Origin of the sequence: Pseudomonas sp. 1D4 (genome assembly GCF_001728925.1) — a bacterium.
GTDB lineage: Bacteria > Pseudomonadota > Gammaproteobacteria > Pseudomonadales > Pseudomonadaceae > Metapseudomonas > Metapseudomonas otitidis.
Genome location: NZ_LXJQ01000046.1, coordinates 1 through 18,639 on the forward strand (window position 1 = coordinate 1; position 18,639 = coordinate 18,639).

Sequence of the window (18,639 nt, forward strand, 5' to 3'; positions counted from 1 at the left end):
TAAAAAACGGGGGCTTCGGCCCCCGTTTTCATTGCCCATGAGAAATGCCGCCCATCAGGGATGGGCGGCGTGGGGGCGATGGATCAGTCGAAGACGATCTCTTCCCCTTCGACCCGAGCGTGGATGGTGACGCCCGGGGCGAACTGGCCGGCGAGGATCTGCTGGGCCAGGGGGTTTTCGATCCAGCGCTGGATGGCGCGCTTGAGCGGGCGGGCGCCGTAGACCGGGTCGTAGCCAACGGCAATCAGCTTGTCGAGGGCTTCCGGGCTCAGCTCCAGGCTCAGGTCGCGTTCGGCCAGGCGTTTGCGCAGGCGTTGCAGCTGGATGCTGGCGATGCCGCCGATCTGGTCGCGGCCCAGGGGCTCGAACACCACCACTTCGTCGATCCGGTTGATGAACTCGGGGCGGAAGTGGCTGCTGACGGCATCCATCACCGCCGCGCGCTGGGCTTCACGGTCGCCCACCAGCTCCTGGATCTGCGCGGAGCCGAGGTTGGAGGTCATCACCACCACGGTGTTGCGGAAGTCGACGGTGCGGCCGTGGCTGTCGGTCAGGCGGCCGTCTTCCAGCACCTGCAGGAGGATGTTGAAGACGTCCGGGTGGGCCTTCTCCACTTCGTCCATCAGCACGACGGAGTAGGGCTTGCGACGCACGGCTTCGGTCAGGTAGCCGCCTTCCTCGTAGCCGACGTAACCCGGAGGGGCACCGATGAGGCGGGCCACGGAGTGTTTCTCCATGAACTCGGACATGTCGATGCGCACCAGGGCTTCCTCGGTGTCGAAGAGGAATTCGGCCAGGGCCTTGCACAGCTCGGTCTTGCCCACGCCCGTCGGGCCGAGGAACAGGAAGGAGCCGCTGGGGCGGTTCGGGTCGGACAGGCCGGCGCGGGAGCGGCGCACGGCGTTGGCCACGGCGACCACGGCTTCATGTTGGCCGATGACGCGCTTGTGCAGCTCGTCTTCCATGCGCAGCAGCTTGTCGCGCTCGCCTTCGAGCATCTTGGCTACCGGGATGCCGGTCCACTTGGAGACGACCTCGGCGATTTCCTCGTCGGTCACCTTGTTGCGCAGCAACTGGTTTTCCGGCTTGCCGTGCTGGTCGACCATCTGCAGGCTGCGTTCCAGGTCGGGGATGATGCCGTACTGCAGTTCGGCCATGCGGTTCAGGTCGCCTTTGCGACGGGCGGCCTCCAGTTCGGTGCGGGCCTGTTCGATCTTCTGCTGGATCTGGGCGGAGCCCTGGACTTCGGCTTTCTCCGATTTCCAGATTTCCTCCAGGTCGGCGTACTCGCGCTCCAGTTTGAGAATGTCGTCCTCCAGTTTGGCCAGGCGCTTGATGGCGGCCTCGTCCTCTTCCTTCTTCATGGCCTCGCGCTCGATCTTCAGTTGGATCAGGCGGCGGTCGAGGCGGTCGAGGGCTTCGGGCTTGGAGTCGATCTCCATGCGGATGCGGCTGGCGGCTTCGTCGATCAGGTCGATGGCCTTGTCCGGCAACTGGCGGTCGGTGATGTAGCGGTGCGAGAGCTTGGCGGCGGCGATGATGGCGCCGTCGGTGATGGTCACGCCGTGGTGCACCTCGTAGCGCTCCTTCAGGCCACGGAGGATGGCGATAGTGTCTTCCTCGCTGGGCTCGTCCACCAGGACTTTCTGGAAGCGGCGCTCCAGGGCAGCGTCCTTCTCGATGTACTGGCGGTACTCGTCCAGGGTGGTGGCGCCGACGCAGTGCAGTTCGCCACGGGCCAGGGCCGGCTTGAGCATGTTGCCGGCGTCCATGGCGCCTTCGGCCTTGCCGGCGCCAACCATGGTGTGCAGCTCGTCGATGAACAGGATGACGCGGCCTTCCTGCTTGGACAGTTCGTTGAGTACAGCCTTGAGGCGCTCTTCGAACTCGCCGCGGAACTTGGCGCCGGCGATCAGGGCACCCATGTCCAGTGCCAGCAGGCGCTTGTCCTTCAGGCCATCGGGCACTTCACCGTTGATGATGCGCTGGGCAAGGCCTTCGGCGATGGCGGTCTTGCCGACGCCGGGTTCGCCGATCAGCACCGGGTTGTTCTTGGTGCGGCGCTGCAGGACCTGAATGGTGCGGCGGATTTCGTCGTCACGGCCGATCACCGGGTCGAGCTTGCCGTCTTCGGCGCGCTTGGTGAGGTCGACGGTGTACTTGTCCAGGGCTTGGCGGGCTTCCTCGACATTGGGGTCGTTCACGGCCTGGCCGCCGCGCAGGTTGGCGATGGCGTTCTCCAGGGCCTTGCGGGTGACGCCCTGGCCGAGCAGCAACTTGCCCAGGCGGGTGTTGTCGTCCATCGCGGCCAATACCACCAGTTCGCTGGAGATGAACTGGTCGCCTTTCTGCTGGGCCAGGCGGTCGGCCTGGTTGAGCAGGCGGGCGAGGTCCTGGGACAGGTTCACGTCGCCAGTGGGGTTCTGGATCTTCGGCAGGCCGTCGAGTTCCTTGGTCAGGCCAGCCCGCAGGGCGGCAACGTCAAAGCCGACTTGCATCAGCAGAGGCTTGATGGAGCCGCCCTGCTGGTCGAGCAGGGCGAGCATGAGGTGCAGCGGCTCGATGGCCGAGTGGTCGTGGCCGACGGCCTGGGATTGGGCGTCGGACAGCGCCAGTTGGAGTTTGCTGGTCAGTCGATCTATGCGCATGGGGGCAGTCCTTCCTCTAGGGGCGGGCTGGGGCGATGAGCGCCCCGAAGACGATGAGCTCGCCGGGATGCAGTGTAGATAAGGACGATTCTGGGCGATTCAAGGTGCCCGGCCTTGATGCAGGTCAGCGGCTCAATCGGCCAGCCAGACGAGGCTCGCGAAGCGCCCGGTGCGGGAGGCGCGGCGATAGGAGTAGAAGCGCGGGTCGCTGACGGTGCAGAAACCGCCGCCGTAGACGGCGGTGATGCCGCGTGCGGCGAGGCGGATGCGTGCCAGGGCGTAGATGTCCGCCAGGTAGCGGCCGGCGTTTGCGCTGGGGCGGAAGGCGGTGTCTGCTTCGGCGTGCTGGGCGATGAAGGCTTCGCGAACCTCCGGGCCGACTTCGAAGGCGTCCGGGCCGATGGCCGGGCCGAGCCAGACCAGGATCTGGTCTGCTGGTGTGGCCAGGGCGTCCAGCGTGGCCTCCAGCACCCCGTTTGCCAGGCCGCGCCAACCTGCATGAGCGGCTGCGACACGGGTGCCGTCGCGGTTGCAGAAGAGCGCGGGCAGGCAGTCAGCGGTCATCACCAGGCTGGCGATGCCGGGGGCCTGGCTCCAGCTGGCGTCTGCCGTCTCTACGCGGGTGGGATCGGCTTCGACCACGCGGATGCCGTGTACCTGGCTGAGCCAGGCGGGCTGGCAGCCGAGGGTGGTCGTGAGCTTGAGGCGGTTGCTGGCGACGGCGGTGGGGTCGTCGTCGACGTGGTCGCCAAGGTTGAAGCTGTCGTAGGGCGGAAGGCTGACGCCGTCGGCGCGGGTGGTCACGCAGGCCCTGACCCGCGCGGGGGCGGGCCAGTCGGGCGTGAGCCAGTCCGTCATCAGACGAAGGACTCGTTGTCCTGCCGCAGCAGGGTCAGCAGCCAGACGAAGTCATCGGGCAGCGGGGATTCCCACTTCATGCGATCACCGGTTTCCGGGTGGTCGAGTTCCAGGAAACGGGCATGCAGCGCCTGGCGGGGGAACTCCTTGAGGGTCTGTACCAGGGTCGGGCTCGCAGCCGGCGGGATGCGGAAGCGGCCGCCATAGACCGGGTCCCCCACCAGCGGGTGGTTGATGTAGGCCATGTGCACGCGGATCTGGTGCGTGCGGCCGGTCTCCAGCTTGACCCGGGTGTGGGTGTGGGAGCGGAACCGCTCCAGCACGCGGTAGTGGCTGACGGCCTGCTTGCCACCGGCCACCACACCCATGCGTTGGCGCTGCTGGGAGCTGCGGCCGATGGGCGCGTCGACCTTGCCACCGGCGGTGATCACACCGACGACGATGGCCTCATAGATGCGGCTGACGGTCCGGGCCTGCAACTGGGCGACCAGCTTGGTGTGGGCCTCGAGGGTCTTGGCCACCACCATCAGGCCGGTGGTGTCCTTGTCGAGGCGATGCACGATGCCGGCCCGGGGCACGTTGGCTAGGTCGGGGGCATGGTGCAGCAGGGCGTTGAGCAGGGTGCCGTCCATGTGGCCGGCCGCCGGGTGCACCACCAGGCCGGCGGGCTTGTCCAGCACCAGCAGGTGGTCGTCCTCGTAGACGATGTTCAGCTCGATGTCCTGGGCCACCCACTCGCCCTGGGACTCCAGTTCGGCATCGAGCGCCAGCACGGAGCCGCCATAGACGGTGTCGCGGGGGCGGAGCACCTGGCCGTCCACGGTGAGTCGCCCTTCCTTGATCCAGGCGGACAGGCGGGAGCGGGAGTGTTCGTCGAAGAGTTGTGCGGCAACCTGGTCCAGGCGTTGCCCGCCCAAATCGGACGGCACCTCGGCACTCAGTTGGATGGCCTGTTTATTGGTCGGGGGCATGCTCGAAAACGGCGGGGCGCAGCCTTTGGTTTCGGCCACGCGCTTGTGGTTAAATACGGCGTCTTTGTCCTGGGAAAGCCCAGGGCGCCCATCATAACAGGACGGCTCCGCCCAAGACAGCGGACCGTCACAGGGACGCAAGCCACCATGCAAGTGAAACACCTGCTGCTGATCGCCATTCTCGCCCTCACCGCCGCGTGTTCCTCCAAAGAAGTGGTCGACGAGAACCTGAGCGAGTCCGAGCTGTACCAGCAGGCTCAGTCCGACCTGGACAACAAGAGCTATTCCAGTGCCGTTGCCAAGCTCAAGGCCCTTGAGTCCCGCTACCCCTTCGGGCGCTATGCCGAGCAAGCCCAGCTTGAGCTGATCTACGCCTACTACAAGAATGTCGAGCCGGAGGCCGCCAAATCGGCCGCCGAGCGTTTCATCCGTCTGCACCCGCAGCATGCCAACGTCGACTACGCCTACTACCTGAAGGGGCTGGCCTCCTTCGAGCAGGATCGTGGCCTGCTGGCGCGCTTCCTGCCGCTGGACATGACCAAGCGTGATCCGGGTGCCGCCCGCGACTCCTACAACGAATTCGCCCAACTGACCAGCCGCTACCCCCATAGTCGCTACGCGCCGGATGCCAAGCAGCGCATGGTCTACCTGCGCAACCTGCTGGCCGCCTATGAAATCCATGTCGCCCACTACTACCTGACCCGCCAGGCCTATGTCGCCGCCGGCAATCGTGGTCGCTACGTGGTGGAAAACTTCCAGGGCACACCGGCGGTGGGCGATGGCCTGGCGGTGATGGTGGAGTCCTACCAGCGCCTGGGGCTGGATGACCTGGCCGCCACCAGCCTGGAAACCCTGAAACTGAACTACCCCGAGCACCCGAGCCTGGTCGATGGCCAGTTCGTACCGCGTGAGGATGAGGCCGACAACCGCAGTTGGCTGGCCAAGGCCACCCTCGGCCTGATCGAGAGCGAAGCGCCGTTGCCCCCTGGCCAGACTCGCGCCAACCAGGACGTGATCAAGCAGTACGAAGACGCCAAGGAAGAAATCCCCGATGAGCTGCAGCCCGAGAACGCCTCGGCCGGTGGCGACACGGGCGGCAAGAAGCGCTCCTGGTTCAGCTACATGACCTTCGGCCTCTTCGACTGAGGCGGATGGATGAGAAAAAGAGGCCTGCGGGCCTCTTTTTTCATGCCTGTAAGGAACTCAGTGCACAGCACTGCCTTTAGCGGCTGGGCGCGGGGAAAGGCCTTGGCTTAAACTGCTGGCCTTTCCCCGGACACTCGAGTTCGACGCATGCTGCGCCTGATCTTCTGGATTGCTGTCATCTTTGCTGCCGTGTGGGTATGGCGCCGCATGAAGGCTCGCCCGCCCCGCCAGGAGGCCCCGCCCGCCGAGCCGGCAGCCAGCCCCATGGTTCGTTGCGCCCATTGCGGTGTCCACGTTCCCCAGTCCGAAGCCCTGCCCAGTGCCCAGCGCTGGTACTGCAGTCAGGCGCACCTCGAGCAAGGCCCGGCCAGTGGCGAGCACTGATTCGCCCTCCCTGGCGAGCAATCAGATCCGACGGATCTTCCGCCTCTACAACCTGTACCGCCTGCTCATCGGCCTGGTGCTGGTCGGATTGATTTCCATCGAGCTGGACAGCGAGCTGCTGGACCTGGCTCGCGTACAGCTTTTCCGCAATGCCAGTTGGTTCTACCTGCTGCTGAACATCCTCATTGCGCTGATGGTCCGCCGCCCCCAGCACATGCTGCAGGTGTTCAGCCTGGCGCTGGTGGACGTCATTCTGCTGTCCTGCATCTTCTATGCAGCGGGCGGTTCGCCCAGCGGCATCGGCAACCTGATCATCGTTGCGGTGGCCATTGCCAACATCCTGCTGCGTGGGCGTATCGGGCTGCTGATCGCCGCTGTTGCCGCCATCGGGATGATCTACCTGACCTTCTACCTGAGCTTGTCCCGCCCGGAAGCGGCCAACCAGTATGTACAGGCCGGCGCGCTCGGTGCGCTGTGCTTTGCAGGCGCCCTGTTCGTGCAGGGCATCAGTCGACGTCTGCAGTTGAGCGAGACCCTGGCCGAGCAGCGTGCGGCCGATGTTGCCAATCTGGAGGCGCTCAACGCGCTCATCCTGCAGCGCATGCGCACGGGCATCCTGGTGCTGGACAGCCGCCACCGGGTGTTGCTGGCCAACCAGGCCGCACAGGCGATGCTGGGGCATGACGGGCTGGCGGGACGCCCCCTCGGGCCATACTGTCCGGAACTGCTCGCGCGCCTGGAGCAATGGTGGGACAACCCGACCTTGCGTCCCCAGAGCCTGCAACCGATACCCGATGGCACAGTGCTGCAGCCCAGCTTCGTCCAGTTGCAGCGTGGTGAGCAGTTGGACACGCTGATATTCCTCGACGACATCTCGCAGATCGCTCAGCAGGCGCAGCAACTGAAGCTGGCTTCCCTGGGCCGGCTGACCGCCGGTATCGCCCATGAGATCCGCAACCCCCTGGGTGCCATCAGCCATGCTGCCCAGTTGTTGCAGGAGTCCGAAGCGCTGGAGGGACCCGACCGCCGCCTGGCGCAGATCATCCAGGACCATTCCCGGCGGATGAACCTCGTCATCGAGAATGTTCTGCAACTATCGCGGCGGCGCCAGTCGGAGCCCCAACTGCTGGATCTCAAGTACTGGCTGCACCGATTCGCCAGCGAGTTCCGCAGCGCCTCACCGGTGGGGCAGACCCTTCACCTGGAAACCAACCCGGGCAGCATCCAGACCCGCATGGACCCCCACCAGCTCACCCAGGTGCTGACCAACCTGGTGCAGAACGGCCTGCGTTACAGCGCGCAGAAGCATCGCCAGGGGCAGGTCTGGCTGAAGCTCTTCCGTGACGCCGAGAGCGACCTGCCCATACTGGAAGTGATGGACGACGGCCCCGGTGTCGCCGAGGAGCAGCTCCACCACCTGTTCGAGCCCTTCCACACCACGGAGAACAAGGGCACCGGGCTCGGCCTGTACATCTCCCGCGAGCTGTGCGAAAGCAACCAGGCTCGCCTTGACTATCGACCCCGCGAAGGCGGCGGCAGCTGTTTCCGCATCACCTTCGCCCATCCGCGAAAACTGAGTTGACCATGACCCGACAGAGAGCCTTGATCGTCGATGACGAGCCCGATATCCGCGAACTGCTGGAGATCACCCTCGGCCGGATGAAGCTGGACACCCGCAGCGCGCGCAACGTCAAGGAAGCGCGCGAGTGGCTGGCCCGTGAACCGTTCGATCTCTGCCTGACGGACATGCGCCTGCCCGATGGCACCGGGCAGGAGCTGGTGCAGTACATCCAGCAGCGCCACCCCCAGGTGCCGGTGGCCATGATCACGGCCTACGGCAGCCTGGATACCGCTATCAACGCCCTCAAGGCCGGCGCCTTTGACTTCCTGACCAAGCCGGTGGATCTCGGTCGCCTCCGTGAACTGGTAGCGACCGCCCTGCGGTTGCGCAGCGGCGAATCGGACGAAGAGGCCAGCGTCGACAGCCGCTTGCTGGGCGAATCGCCCCCCATGCGGGCGCTGCGCAACCAGATACAGAAGCTTGCCCGTAGCCAGGCGCCCGTCTACATCAGCGGCGAGTCGGGCAGCGGCAAGGAACTGGTCGCACGGCTCATCCATGAGCAAGGCCCGCGCGCCAGTCACCCCTTCGTGCCGGTGAACTGCGGTGCCATTCCGTCGGAGCTGATGGAGAGCGAATTCTTCGGCCACAAGAAAGGCAGCTTCACCGGCGCCATCGAGGACAAGCAGGGCCTGTTCCAGGCTGCCCATGGCGGCACCCTGTTCCTCGACGAAGTGGCGGACCTGCCGTTGCCCATGCAGGTCAAGCTGCTGCGGGCCATTCAGGAGAAGGCGGTACGTGCCGTCGGTGGCCAGCAGGAAGTGGTGGTGGACGTGCGCATCCTCAGTGCCACTCACAAGGACCTGGCTGCCGAGGTGGCTGCCGGGCGATTCCGTCAGGACCTGTTCTACCGGCTCAACGTGATCGAACTGGGGGTGCCGCCGTTGCGTGAGCGCCGCGAAGACATTCCCCGCCTGGCGGACGTGATGCTCAAGCGCCTGGCAGACGCCTGCTCGCTGCCGGCCGCGACCCTTACCCGTGATGCGCTGGAGAAGCTCAAGACCTATCGCTTTCCCGGCAACGTGCGCGAGCTGGAGAACATGCTGGAGCGGGCCTACACCCTGTGTGAGAACGACCAGATCCAGCCCCATGACCTGCGCTTCACCGAAGCTGCTGGCGCGGCAGAGGGCGGCGAGGCAGACCTTGCCAAGATCGACAACCTCGAGGACTACCTCGAGGAGATCGAGCGCAAGCTGATCATGCAGGCCCTGGAGGAGACCCGCTGGAACCGCACGGCAGCAGCCCAGCGTCTTGGGCTGACCTTCCGTTCCATGCGTTACAGGCTGAAGAAGCTGGGGATCGACTGATCCCCGGACAGGTCAAAGGCGAGCGCTGGGCGCGTAGGGGGTGGGGTCGACAATCGGCTCGCGCCCCAGCATGAGGTCCGCCAACAGTCGGCAGGAGGCCGGCGCCAGAACCAGCCCGTTGCGGTAGTGTCCGCAGTTGAGCCAGAGCCCCTCGAACCCCGGTACCGGCCCGATGAACGGGATGCCATCGGGCGAACCCGGCCGCAACCCCGCCCAGTGCCCGACGATGGGCTGTCTGGCCAGCGCAGGAATCAGCTCCTCCGCAGAAGCCTGGAGGCTCTCCCGTGCCACATCGGTAGGCGTCTTGTCGAACCCCTCATGCTCCAGGGTGCTGCCCACGAGAATGTGGCCATCCCGGCGCGGGATTGCATAACGCCCCTTGGCCAGCACCATGCTGGGCAGGAAGTCTGGCTCGCACTTGTAGAGGATCATCTGCCCCTTCACCGGCTCGACCGGCAGCGAGAGGCCTAGCGTTGCGAGCAGCTCGCCGCTCCAGGCGCCTGCACAGAGCATCACGCGGTCGGCGCGGAGTTCTTCATGGCCGATCCTGACGCCGACGACCTTCTCCCCTTCGACGATGAAACTGTCGATCCCCGTCTGCTCATGGAGCTTGACGTTGGGAAGCGCCAGAAGCGCAGCACGCAGCGACTTCGCGAGACGCGGGTTGCGGATGTTGGCCACGCCCGGCATGTGGATGGCCCGTTCGAAGCCTGCCCCTAGCGGCGGCACCTGCCGATGCACGGAGGCCATGTCCACTGCGTGAAGCGGGCGCCCTTCACGGCGCGCCCATTCCAGAGCCTCGGTGTCGTCATCCAGATCCAGCCAGTACAAGCCGGTGGTGTGCACCTCCGGATCGAGGCCGGTGGCCTTCAGCAGTTTCTCCCCAAGGCCTGGGTAGAAGTCCTGCGACCAATGAGCCAAGGCCGTCACCGCAGCGCTGTAACGCCAGGGATAGAGGGGGGATACAATTCCGCCTCCGGCCCAGGAGGCCTCGCGTCCCACGTCCGAACGCTCGACGAGTGTGACTTCGCTGGCACTGGCCAGCTCCAGGGCAGTGAGAAGCCCAATGACCCCACCGCCTACTACAAGGACTGACACGAAGACCTCCTGACTATTGAGTCACTCCATGGAATTGGAGCAAGGAAAAATGGAACGTAAGAATCGTGGAATGGGCTTGGTTTCCCAACTGATCTCTCTTGTGCTGGTGGCGAGCATCATCGTGATGTCCCTGCCCAACTGCCTGTCTTGGATGATGGGACACCGAGTTGCAGGATTCAGCCGTGACCTTGCCCATGCTGTTCATCAGGCTCGCCATCTCGCGCTTACCGAAGGGCGCCGTGTAACGCTCTGCCCTCTCGATAGCCATGGGCGATGCACCCGCAACTGGAGCAGCGTCTTGAGCACCTTCTTCGATGATGATGGGCATCGGATGCTGGCTTCCCAGGATCACCTGATCTCGCTGCTGGATGTACCTCCAGGTGTCGATCTCCATTGGGGCGGGGCGGGTAACAAGCGATCCGTCCACTTCAATGGCAGTGGCCTGACATTCACCAGCAACGGCACGTTTCTAGTAAGTGCATCAACATCTCAAATCGAGCGGCGGATTATCATCAACCGCCAAGGCCGGGTGCGCACTGGACACGGCGGCGAATAGCCGCATCCCCGTACGACAGCCGCTCGTACGCTCCTCCACGCCGGCCATCCCATGCTGTTTGAGGTTGGAGTTTCGGCTCGCTAGCTTACAGCCTGCGCAGAGGAAGTACTCATGGAACGTATACGTGGATTCAGTTTGATCGAGCTCTTGGTGACCATTGTCATCATGGGGATCGTTGCATCAATTGCCTTACCTGCAATGGGGGGGTTCATCGTTCGGCAGCGGGTGTCCGGGCAGGCCAGTGAGCTGATGAATGCCCTGGCTGTGGCCCGCATCGAGGCCACCAAGCTCAATGCCAACGTGGTGGTGCTGCCGATGACCAACAGCGAGAGCGGTTGGACCGATGGCTGGTGTGTAGGGCCTGCCAGCATCGGCAACTGTGCGAGTGCCGATGTGATTCGTACCTTCCAGGGGGCTACGGATGTCACCATCAACGCACCGTACCTGCAGTCCACCAACAAACTGACGTTCCGACGCGATGGAACGTTGTTGTCAGGCATCAGCGCCCAGTCCTTCAAGGTGACCTCGGAACGCCTGCAGGACAATGACGGCAGCGCACGCTGTGTCTCTCTCAATGCCATGGGCAAGGCTTCGATCAAGAAGGTGAACCGCGATGCGTCCTGTTGATAAGGTTTCCAATCAGGCGGGGATCTCGTTGATCGAGGTGCTGATCGCTCTCCTCATCTTCGCTGTCGGCCTGCTGGGTTTCGCGGCACTCCAGCTCAGTGCACTGCAGAGTTCCGGGGACAGTAACCAGCGAACCCAGGCGACCTGGGTCGTACAGGACCTGGCGGAGCGCATCCGCGCAAACCAGGAGGCTGGTACCAGCGACTACACCGCGGCCCCGAACTGTTCCAACCTGCCGGCCCAGCGTTGCAGTGACTACTACGACCCCATCACGGGTGCCAAGGTGAACGGAACCAATTGCTCGGCTGCCCAGATGGCGGCTTATGACCGCTGGGAAGCCCAGTGTTCATACAGCGGAACAACCGCATACGGTGCCAACGCAACTGCAGCTTCAGGGCGATACACCAGTCGCGACTTTCTTGGGCTGGCAGCAAGCGGTACCCAGCCCCTCGCTGTTGTCGCGTCCGGAACCCAACTGAGTATCACGGCGACCTGGCAGAGCAAGGCCAGCAAGGACCCGGCCGGGGAAAACCTGACCAGCAGCGCGCAGGTACAACGATGAGCAAGCATTCCGCCATTACCCTTCAGCGCCAACGCGGCCTGAGCCTGGTCGAGCTGATGATCGGCCTGACCCTGGGCCTGATCCTGCTGCTGGGCATCATTCAGGTCTTCATTTCAAGCAAGCAGACGTTTGCCACCAACGATGCCATGGCGAAGTTGCAGGAGAACGGGCGGTTCGCGCTGGAGTTCATTACCCAGAGCGCTCGCCAGGCTGGCTACACCTCTCCAGGCTCCACGCTTGACCGCCCCTTCCCAGTGGAAAGAACGGTCTGCGGTGTCGGTAACAGCGGCAACAACCCCTGCGCTGTGAATGGAAGCGGCAATGGCGCGGATGTAGTGGGGTTCACTTTCGAGCCACCGATCATTGATGGGGCCAAGCGCGACTGTGCCGGTGCTGTGGTGCCTGACAACAATCTGGTGGTCAACACCTTCTACATCATTCCAGCGGACGCGGATAACCCCACGGCAGCACTGGGATGCAAGTCATTCAATCGGACTACCAACGCTGCCCTCAGTGCCGGGCAGCGCCTTATCGATGGCATTGACTCCCTTCAGGTTCTCTACGGCATTACTACCGGGGGAAATTCCCAGAGCGTGAATCAGTACGTCTCGGCGGATCGCGTCAGCAACTGGGGTAAGGTCGTCGCCGTTCGTATCGCCGTGTTGGCCAACTCCGTTGATGTCCTGAACCCGGCCCCTGTCCAGCGGAACTACTACCTGTTGGATGCCGCACCGTTTTCCTCCAACGACGGTCGTGCGCGCCAGGTATTCACCACCACCGTTCAGTTCAAGAATCTCTAGGAAACGTTCATATGCAGTCCCTTCGACCGCTGCAACGCCAGGCAGGCGCCACCTTGATCGTTGCGCTCATTTTCCTTGTTGTGCTGACCGCTGCGGGCATCACTGCTGTTCGCTTCGCAACCAATGACGAACGCATGGCCAGCAGCAACCAGTTCCGCAATACCGCTTACCAGCAAGGGCAAACCGAGATTCGCTCGCATTTGCTTCGGTTTGGTGCGGTGGCGAACCGTCAGCCGCTGATTTCGGCCAAGAATGCAGCCGCCTCTAACTCTGACAGTGACGAGGCAACCGATCCGAGCTGGAAGAATGCCCTGACTCGTTTCCCTGAACTGAAGAAGCGCATTTCCCTGGCGGCACAAGTCACCGTTCCCACCACTGGGGATAACGCACAAGTGAATACATTGCGCAGCGTCGGTCAATTGGATTGCGCCACCTTCGGCAAGGGCTACTCCTTTGGTAACTACAGCTGTGAGCAGTATGAAGTTCGGGCGCAGGCCAAGGTCGGTGGTGCCCTCTCTGACCAGGCCCAGGGCTTTGTCTTTTTCAACCTCAAGTGATCGAGGCCGGATATGAACCGTTTGATCTCGCTTTTTCTTGCGCTTTTCGTCTCCGGCTTCGCCTTGCATGGGGTTGCAGAGGAGGTCGATGAAACACCGCCGAAGTACATCGAAAGTGCCACGTTGATTCTCAGTCTGACCAACAAGAGCGGCGAGCCCGCCAAGGGGTATGTGCTCAGTACCGCTTGCCAGACCTGTGCCCCGCAACGCTTTGAGATCAATGATCGGACCAAGGTGTATCTGCGCGGCGAGCCCACGGATTTTGCCAACCTGGGCTTGAAGATCGACTGGCAAGGCTCGGTGTTCTACACCCCGACCGGCCTGCCCACCGTTACTGAACTGTTCCTGAACTGACGCCGAGGATAGACCCATGAGCGTTACCAGAAAGCTGGCCCTTGGCGCCTCTGCGTTCACCTACCTGGCGCTATCGCTCAACACAGCGCTGGCCGATGACACCGAGATCTACACCACCCGTGATCTACCGGCGGATCAACGCGTTCGTCCCAACATCATGTTCGTGATCGACACGTCGGGGTCGATGCAGAGTGGGGTCCCGGGAACCAACTGTAGATCTTTGGTGCCTCTTGACTACTCCTCCAAAGGCATCCCTCGTGATTGGTGTACCAGTACCGAGGCGCGTACCAATCGGGTCAACAACGGACAGCTCACGCGTATCCAGGTCGTCAAGCAAGTTGTTGGGCAACTGGTGGATGAGCTTGCACTTTCCAACGATTCGAACATCGGCCTGGTGCGTTTCAGCTCCAACAACGAAGGGGGCTTCGTCAACGTCCCGGTTCAGCAGGCCGGCACCGTTGCCAATACCTTCAAGAACCAACTGAACAGCTATTACGCAAGCGGCGCCACTCCTCTTCTGGAGGCCTACCATGAGGCGGCGCAGTACATGCGTGGAAGCAGTGTCATTTACGGCCTGCGATCACGAGGTTATATCGAAGACAGGAAGGGGGCCGCGTTGATTTCGCCGTGGAACAGCGATCGAGCATCCTATTCCGGCTCCACCTATAGATCGCCCATCCAGAACTCCTGTCAGAAGTCGAGCATCATCGTTCTGACCGACGGTCTGCCCAACGGTGACAGCAGCAGCCACTCCGCAATCGAATCTTTGGTAGGTACCGGCACGCCCAACAGCATCTACACCCGCTGCAAAAGCTACCCGACTGATGGTGAGGCTGGTGCAGGTTGCTGGATGCCTGGCCTTGCCGAATGGCTGGCCAACAACGACAACGGACCGGCTTCCGTTACCGGCAAGCAGACAATCTCCACCTACACCGTGGGCTTCGGCAACATCAGCGATACCCGCCTGTTGAACGACACGGCGGCTCTCGGTCAGGGCAAGTTCTACACCACTAGCGACACGTCAGGCCTTGTTGCCTCGTTGCGCTCCATCCTGGTGGATATCCTTGCCGAGAACACGACGTTCACCACACCCACCGTATCCGTAAGTGCATACAGCAACTTCGGCTACCGCAATGACCTCTATTACGCCCTGTTCCGCCCAGCCCAAGGCGCCCGTTGGCTGGGCAATGTGAAGAAGTACAAGGCGACCTCGGATGCCAGTGGCAACCTGGTGGTTAGCGATGTCAACGGACGCAATGCCGTAGACAGCTCGACCGGCTTCTTCCTCGACAGTGCACAGAGCTACTGGTCTGCTGTGGTGGACGGCAAGAATGCTTCGCTCGGTGGAGCTGCAGGGCGTCTGACCAATCCCAGCGGTCGCAAGCTCTACACCTATACAGGCAGCAATCTTGAGCCGGGCAATAACTCGCCCGTCAACGTGACGAACAGCGCCCACCTGCTGTCCACCAGCAACAGTGCCTTGACCAAGGCCATGTTGGGCGATGCCAACATGGCGAATGAGTACAAGACCAATCTGCTGACCTGGGCTCGGGGTACTGATCCGGCGGACAGCTCTGTGCGTGCCCAGATTGGCGATGTGCTGCACAACGCCCCGAAGGTGGTGGCCTATCGCAGCGATGAAAGTATTTCGCGAATCGCGGCCGGTACCGCTGGAGATCGCCTCGTGCTGTTCTACGGGACCAATGAAGGTTTTATTGGTGCCATCAACCCTGAGACCGGTGAAGAGCTTTTCTCTTTCATTCCCAAGGAGTTGTTGCCGAATCTCAAGGCTTACTACGACGACCCCAAGGGCAGCGCCAACAAAAAGTACGGCATCGATGGCCAGTTTGACCTCAAGGTCACTTACGGCAACGTCGATCCCACCACTCAGTTCCGCAATGCCACCACCGTGACCCTCTATGCCGGCATGGGCAGGGGCGGTCGCAATTACTATGCCCTCGATATGACGCCCAGTACGCTTGGCGATCCTTCCACCATTCAGCCGAAGCTGAAGTGGGTCATCCGTGGTGGTGCCGGTGGTAGCACCGGTTTCACTCGCCTGGGCCAGACCTGGTCCACGCCCAAGTACGCCAAGGTCAAGTGGAATGGCCAAGCCAAGGAAGTGCTGATCTTCACGGGGGGCTACGACACCAACCAGGACAACGACGCGATCCCGGATAACCCGAAAAGCGACAGCTACGGCAACGCGCTGTACGTCGTGGATGCGAATACCGGTCAGAAGCTGTGGATGGCCGGCCCTACGGGCGACAACGATGCCAACCTGAAGCTCTCGACCATGACCAACAGCATCCCCGGGGACCCGGCGCTGATCGACATCGGCGGGGATGGTCTGATCGACACCATCTTCACAGCGGACACCCGTGGCCAGATCTTCCGCTTCGACATCAAGCCGGGTAACCGCGGAGCCAGTGACTTCGCCACGGGGGGGCGTGTAGCTGCCTTGGGCGGAACCGACGCCACCAACAACCGCCGCTTCTACAATCAGCCCGACGTCGCCTTGATCAAGGAGCGTGGCGGGGATACTTACTTCACCATTTCCATCGGCTCGGGTTATCGCGGCCACCCGCTTAGCGAGGCGGCGCTGGATCGCTTCTATGTCATCCGTGACAAGAGTGTGTATGCCGCACCGACCAGCTACACCACTGTCACCGAAAGCAACCTGGTCGATGTCAGCAGTGTGAACCTGACGAGTGCCCAGGCCCAGAACATCCAGAACCAGATCGACGCCAAGCGGGCGGAAATCGACGCGCTGAACGCCAGGGAGGCCACTGCGCGTGCCAACCTGGCAAGCTACCAGGCCAGCATCGGTTACACCGACAAGCTGAACTCCCTGGTAGAAGTCAACAACGCCATCAATCAGAAACAGGCCGCCATCGACACCATCCTGCGTAACGATCCCTACGTGACCGAGCATGCGGCGGAGGCCAGTAGCCAGACCCAGTCTCACGGCCTGGTCGTCGCGGCACAGTCCGCACTGGCGCAGTTGAACGCCCTGAATGCGGCAAACCCCGATGCCAGCGCGTTCAAGGCATCGGAGCTCGACAGCATGGCGACGGGCAACATCGGCACTCTGCAAGCCAGGATCACGGCTGCCCTGAACGATACGTCGCTGAGCAATCAGTACACCGCCATCCTTGCCAAGCAGGATCAGATCACGGCCGCCAAGGCTGCGGGCTCGGATACCACGGCGTTGGAGTCTGAATTGGATGGGCTGAACAGCAACTATGAGAATTCGGCCGCTTACGGTGTACGTGATGAGCTGATCCAGAACCTCTCCGCGATCAACGCGAAAATCGCTGAGATTGCTGCGCTTCAGGCCGCTGTTGTCACAGCCTACAACCAGAGCGATGCGGCTACGGCTGCCAGCAAACTGGCGGAGCTGAGTTCAGCCAAGAGCGCGTTGGACAACCTGCTGCCCACTGGCTTGCCAGCGGCCCCTGCCGGTACCACCAGCAGTGGCCTGTTGGCTGCCAACGAAGCGCAGACCCAAACAGACCTGGAAGCTGTGAGCTCGCCGTTGGTGACTCAATCCAACCTGCTGAGCACCCTCGAAACTGAGCGGGTGGCGTTGGCGGGGCAGGCCTCCGGTCTTCAGGCGGACCTGCAGGCATTGGCTGACCGTGCTTACGATACGACCTCCAACGTCTTGAACTCGACCGATCTGGCTGCTGCCACTGCTGCGGATGCCACACCACCGTTGACCCAGTTCGAGGCCTACAACTACCTCATCGAGCAGGCGCGTGCCGCCGCCGCCGCCGGTATCCCGACCAAGCGCACCGAGATCAACGCCCTGTACGCACAACTCACACCGGGCGACAACTACACCCCCAACCCGACTCTTTTGGCCCAGAGCAGCGGCTGGTTCATTCGCTTCCCCAGTGGCGAGAAAGTGCTGTCCAGCTCGGTGAGCTTCGCAGGCTCCGTGTTGTTCACCACCTTCCGTCCCAGCGGCCAGCAGGTCACTACCTGCGGGCCGGACGTTGGTCGTGGTCGCTTCTACGCCCTCAATCTGGTGGATGCGAGTGCAGTCTTCACCGAGACCGTCAATGGCACCAAGACCGCCAAGCGCAGTTTCGACCTGGCACACGGTGGTATTCCATCGAAACCGGCGACTATCCTGCGTGATGACAAGCCGGTCGACCTGCTGTGCGGAGCGGAGTCCTGCCTTGGCGATCCGAGCAACAAGGGCTGCGTCGATGGTGCTGAAATCTGCGAGACCAACAAAGCCATCCAAGGCCTCTACTGGAGAGAGAACTGATGACCAGAGCCAAGGGATTCACCCTGGTCGAATTGCTGATCGTGGTGGCGATCATCGGCATCATTGCCGCGATCGCCTACCCCAGCTACCAGAGCTATGTGATGCGGACCGGCCGCGGTGACGGCCAGGCTACGATGATGCAGATCATGCAGGCCCAGGAGCGTTTCTACTCACAGAACCAGACCTACACCAACAACCTGGGCACCAATGGCCTTGCCTTCCGCGACTCTTCCGGGAATGCAATAGCCCAGGGGGCGGCGGTGATTTCCGAAAGCGGGCGCTACAGCATCAATGCCGGCGCCTGTGCGGGGACGACCATTGCCCGGTGCGTGATCCTGACTGCTCAGCCTCAGGGGGGGCAAGCGGCTGACAGCTGCGGCAACCTCACCCTGGATAGTCGGGGTGTCAAAGGTGTTTCGGGTGCAGGCGCGACCGTAGCCAACTGCTGGTAAGGCCTGTAAAAAAGCCCCGCTTCGTGTGCAGTCCTCGACTGCCCCATGAAGCGGGGCTTCTTGCTGCGGTGAGATTGTTGGGGGAGTGGTCAGATCCGCCCCAACACCACCTCCAGCGCCCTGGCCTGATCTTCCGCCAGGTCGATGATGTGGAACCCCGCCCAGGCGTGCTGGCCATCTGCGCCGGGGCGGCTCCAGAGGCAGTCTGCGCCGAGGCGGACTTCGGTGATGCCGTCCACGGGTTCGGCGGGGACCAGGCGGCACTCCCAGACGGAGTCGGTGGCCAGCGGCGCTTCGCTGAACAGCATGAAGCCATCCAGGGAGAGGTCCACCACGCGGCCCAGGCGGTTGCCGGAATGCAGGTCGTAGACCTCCACCTGGATGCCCGCGTTATGGCGACTGTGATGACGGCGGTCTTCCAT

The 18,639-nt window shown here is 62.8% G+C and carries 17 protein-coding genes; 12 read left to right on the forward strand and 5 right to left on the reverse strand.

Translation table 11 applies throughout. The annotated features are described in order from the left end of the window. Positions 1–83: 83 nt before the first annotated feature. The 3 genes from clpB to rluD form a co-directional block, all read right to left on the reverse strand. Positions 84–2,648: an ATP-dependent chaperone ClpB gene (gene clpB, locus A7D27_RS20560; RefSeq protein ID WP_069565934.1), complete on the reverse strand. Its 2,565-nt coding sequence runs from the start codon at positions 2,646–2,648 to the stop codon at positions 84–86. A gap of 132 nt (positions 2,649–2,780) precedes the next feature. Further along, entirely contained in the window at positions 2,781–3,506 is a 726-nt protein-coding gene (gene pgeF, locus A7D27_RS20565; RefSeq protein ID WP_069565935.1) for a peptidoglycan editing factor PgeF, read from the reverse strand. Next, positions 3,506–4,477, reverse strand: coding sequence for a 23S rRNA pseudouridine(1911/1915/1917) synthase RluD (rluD, locus tag A7D27_RS20570; protein ID WP_069565954.1), 972 nt, complete (start codon positions 4,475–4,477; stop codon positions 3,506–3,508). Before rluD ends, pgeF begins: the two co-directional genes overlap by 1 nt. 147 nt (positions 4,478–4,624) lie before the next feature. On the opposite strand from rluD, the gene A7D27_RS20575 reads away from it, so the two are divergent. From A7D27_RS20575 to A7D27_RS20590, 4 genes are all read left to right on the forward strand, one after another. Then, positions 4,625–5,623: an outer membrane protein assembly factor BamD gene (locus A7D27_RS20575; RefSeq protein WP_069559853.1), complete on the forward strand. Its 999-nt coding sequence runs from the start codon at positions 4,625–4,627 to the stop codon at positions 5,621–5,623. Between the two features lie 147 nt (positions 5,624–5,770). Next, on the forward strand, positions 5,771–6,007 hold the full coding sequence (locus A7D27_RS20580; RefSeq protein WP_069559852.1) for a PP0621 family protein: 237 nt from the start codon (positions 5,771–5,773) through the stop codon (positions 6,005–6,007). Then, positions 5,994–7,589, forward strand: coding sequence for a PAS domain-containing sensor histidine kinase (locus A7D27_RS20585; protein ID WP_069559851.1), 1,596 nt, complete (start codon positions 5,994–5,996; stop codon positions 7,587–7,589). Before A7D27_RS20580 ends, A7D27_RS20585 begins: the two co-directional genes overlap by 14 nt. Positions 7,590–7,591: 2 nt before the next feature. Beyond that, positions 7,592–8,932, forward strand: a complete 1,341-nt coding sequence (locus A7D27_RS20590; RefSeq protein WP_069559850.1) for a sigma-54 dependent transcriptional regulator — start codon at positions 7,592–7,594, stop codon at positions 8,930–8,932. A gap of 12 nt (positions 8,933–8,944) precedes the next feature. Here A7D27_RS20590 and thiO read toward each other — a convergent pair whose 3' ends face one another. Next, positions 8,945–10,030: a glycine oxidase ThiO gene (gene thiO, locus A7D27_RS20595; protein WP_069565936.1), complete on the reverse strand. Its 1,086-nt coding sequence runs from the start codon at positions 10,028–10,030 to the stop codon at positions 8,945–8,947. A 28-nt stretch (positions 10,031–10,058) separates the two neighbouring features. Here thiO and A7D27_RS27420 point away from each other — a divergent pair, with 28 nt between their 5' ends. The 8 genes from A7D27_RS27420 (at position 10,059) to A7D27_RS20635 (ending at position 18,217) form a co-directional block, all read left to right on the forward strand. Next, positions 10,059–10,586, forward strand: a complete 528-nt coding sequence (locus tag A7D27_RS27420; RefSeq protein WP_083265721.1) for a GspH/FimT family protein — start codon at positions 10,059–10,061, stop codon at positions 10,584–10,586. 111 nt (positions 10,587–10,697) lie between these two features. Further along, complete coding sequence (locus tag A7D27_RS20605; protein WP_069565938.1) at positions 10,698–11,213, forward strand: GspH/FimT family pseudopilin; 516 nt, start codon at positions 10,698–10,700, stop codon at positions 11,211–11,213. Continuing rightward, a complete protein-coding gene (gene pilV / locus A7D27_RS20610) occupies positions 11,200–11,775 on the forward strand; it encodes a type IV pilus modification protein PilV (protein WP_069559846.1) in 576 nt (191 codons plus the stop codon). The genes A7D27_RS20605 and pilV overlap by 14 nt, the downstream gene beginning before the upstream one ends. Next, the gene (locus A7D27_RS28400; RefSeq protein WP_069565939.1) at positions 11,772–12,575 is read left to right on the forward strand and encodes a PilW family protein; all 804 of its coding nucleotides are present in this window, start codon (positions 11,772–11,774) and stop codon (positions 12,573–12,575) included. Before pilV ends, A7D27_RS28400 begins: the two co-directional genes overlap by 4 nt. Before the next feature lie 11 nt (positions 12,576–12,586). Continuing rightward, positions 12,587–13,132 carry a PilX N-terminal domain-containing pilus assembly protein gene (locus A7D27_RS20620; protein WP_069559844.1) on the forward strand — a complete coding sequence of 182 codons (546 nt, stop codon included), beginning with the start codon at positions 12,587–12,589 and terminating at the stop codon, positions 13,130–13,132. Positions 13,133–13,144: 12 nt separating this feature from the next. Continuing rightward, on the forward strand, positions 13,145–13,486 hold the full coding sequence (locus tag A7D27_RS20625; protein WP_069559843.1) for a hypothetical protein: 342 nt from the start codon (positions 13,145–13,147) through the stop codon (positions 13,484–13,486). 16 nt (positions 13,487–13,502) lie between these two features. Then, positions 13,503–17,765, forward strand: coding sequence for a PilC/PilY family type IV pilus protein (locus tag A7D27_RS20630; protein WP_069565940.1), 4,263 nt, complete (start codon positions 13,503–13,505; stop codon positions 17,763–17,765). Continuing rightward, complete coding sequence (locus A7D27_RS20635) at positions 17,765–18,217, forward strand: type IV pilin protein (protein ID WP_069565941.1); 453 nt, start codon at positions 17,765–17,767, stop codon at positions 18,215–18,217. Before A7D27_RS20630 ends, A7D27_RS20635 begins: the two co-directional genes overlap by 1 nt. Before the next feature lie 89 nt (positions 18,218–18,306). Here the strand turns inward: A7D27_RS20635 and A7D27_RS20640 are convergent, their stop codons facing one another. Continuing rightward, positions 18,307–18,639 (reverse strand): PilZ domain-containing protein, encoded by a 333-nt coding sequence (locus tag A7D27_RS20640; protein ID WP_069559840.1) that lies wholly within the window; start codon positions 18,637–18,639, stop codon positions 18,307–18,309.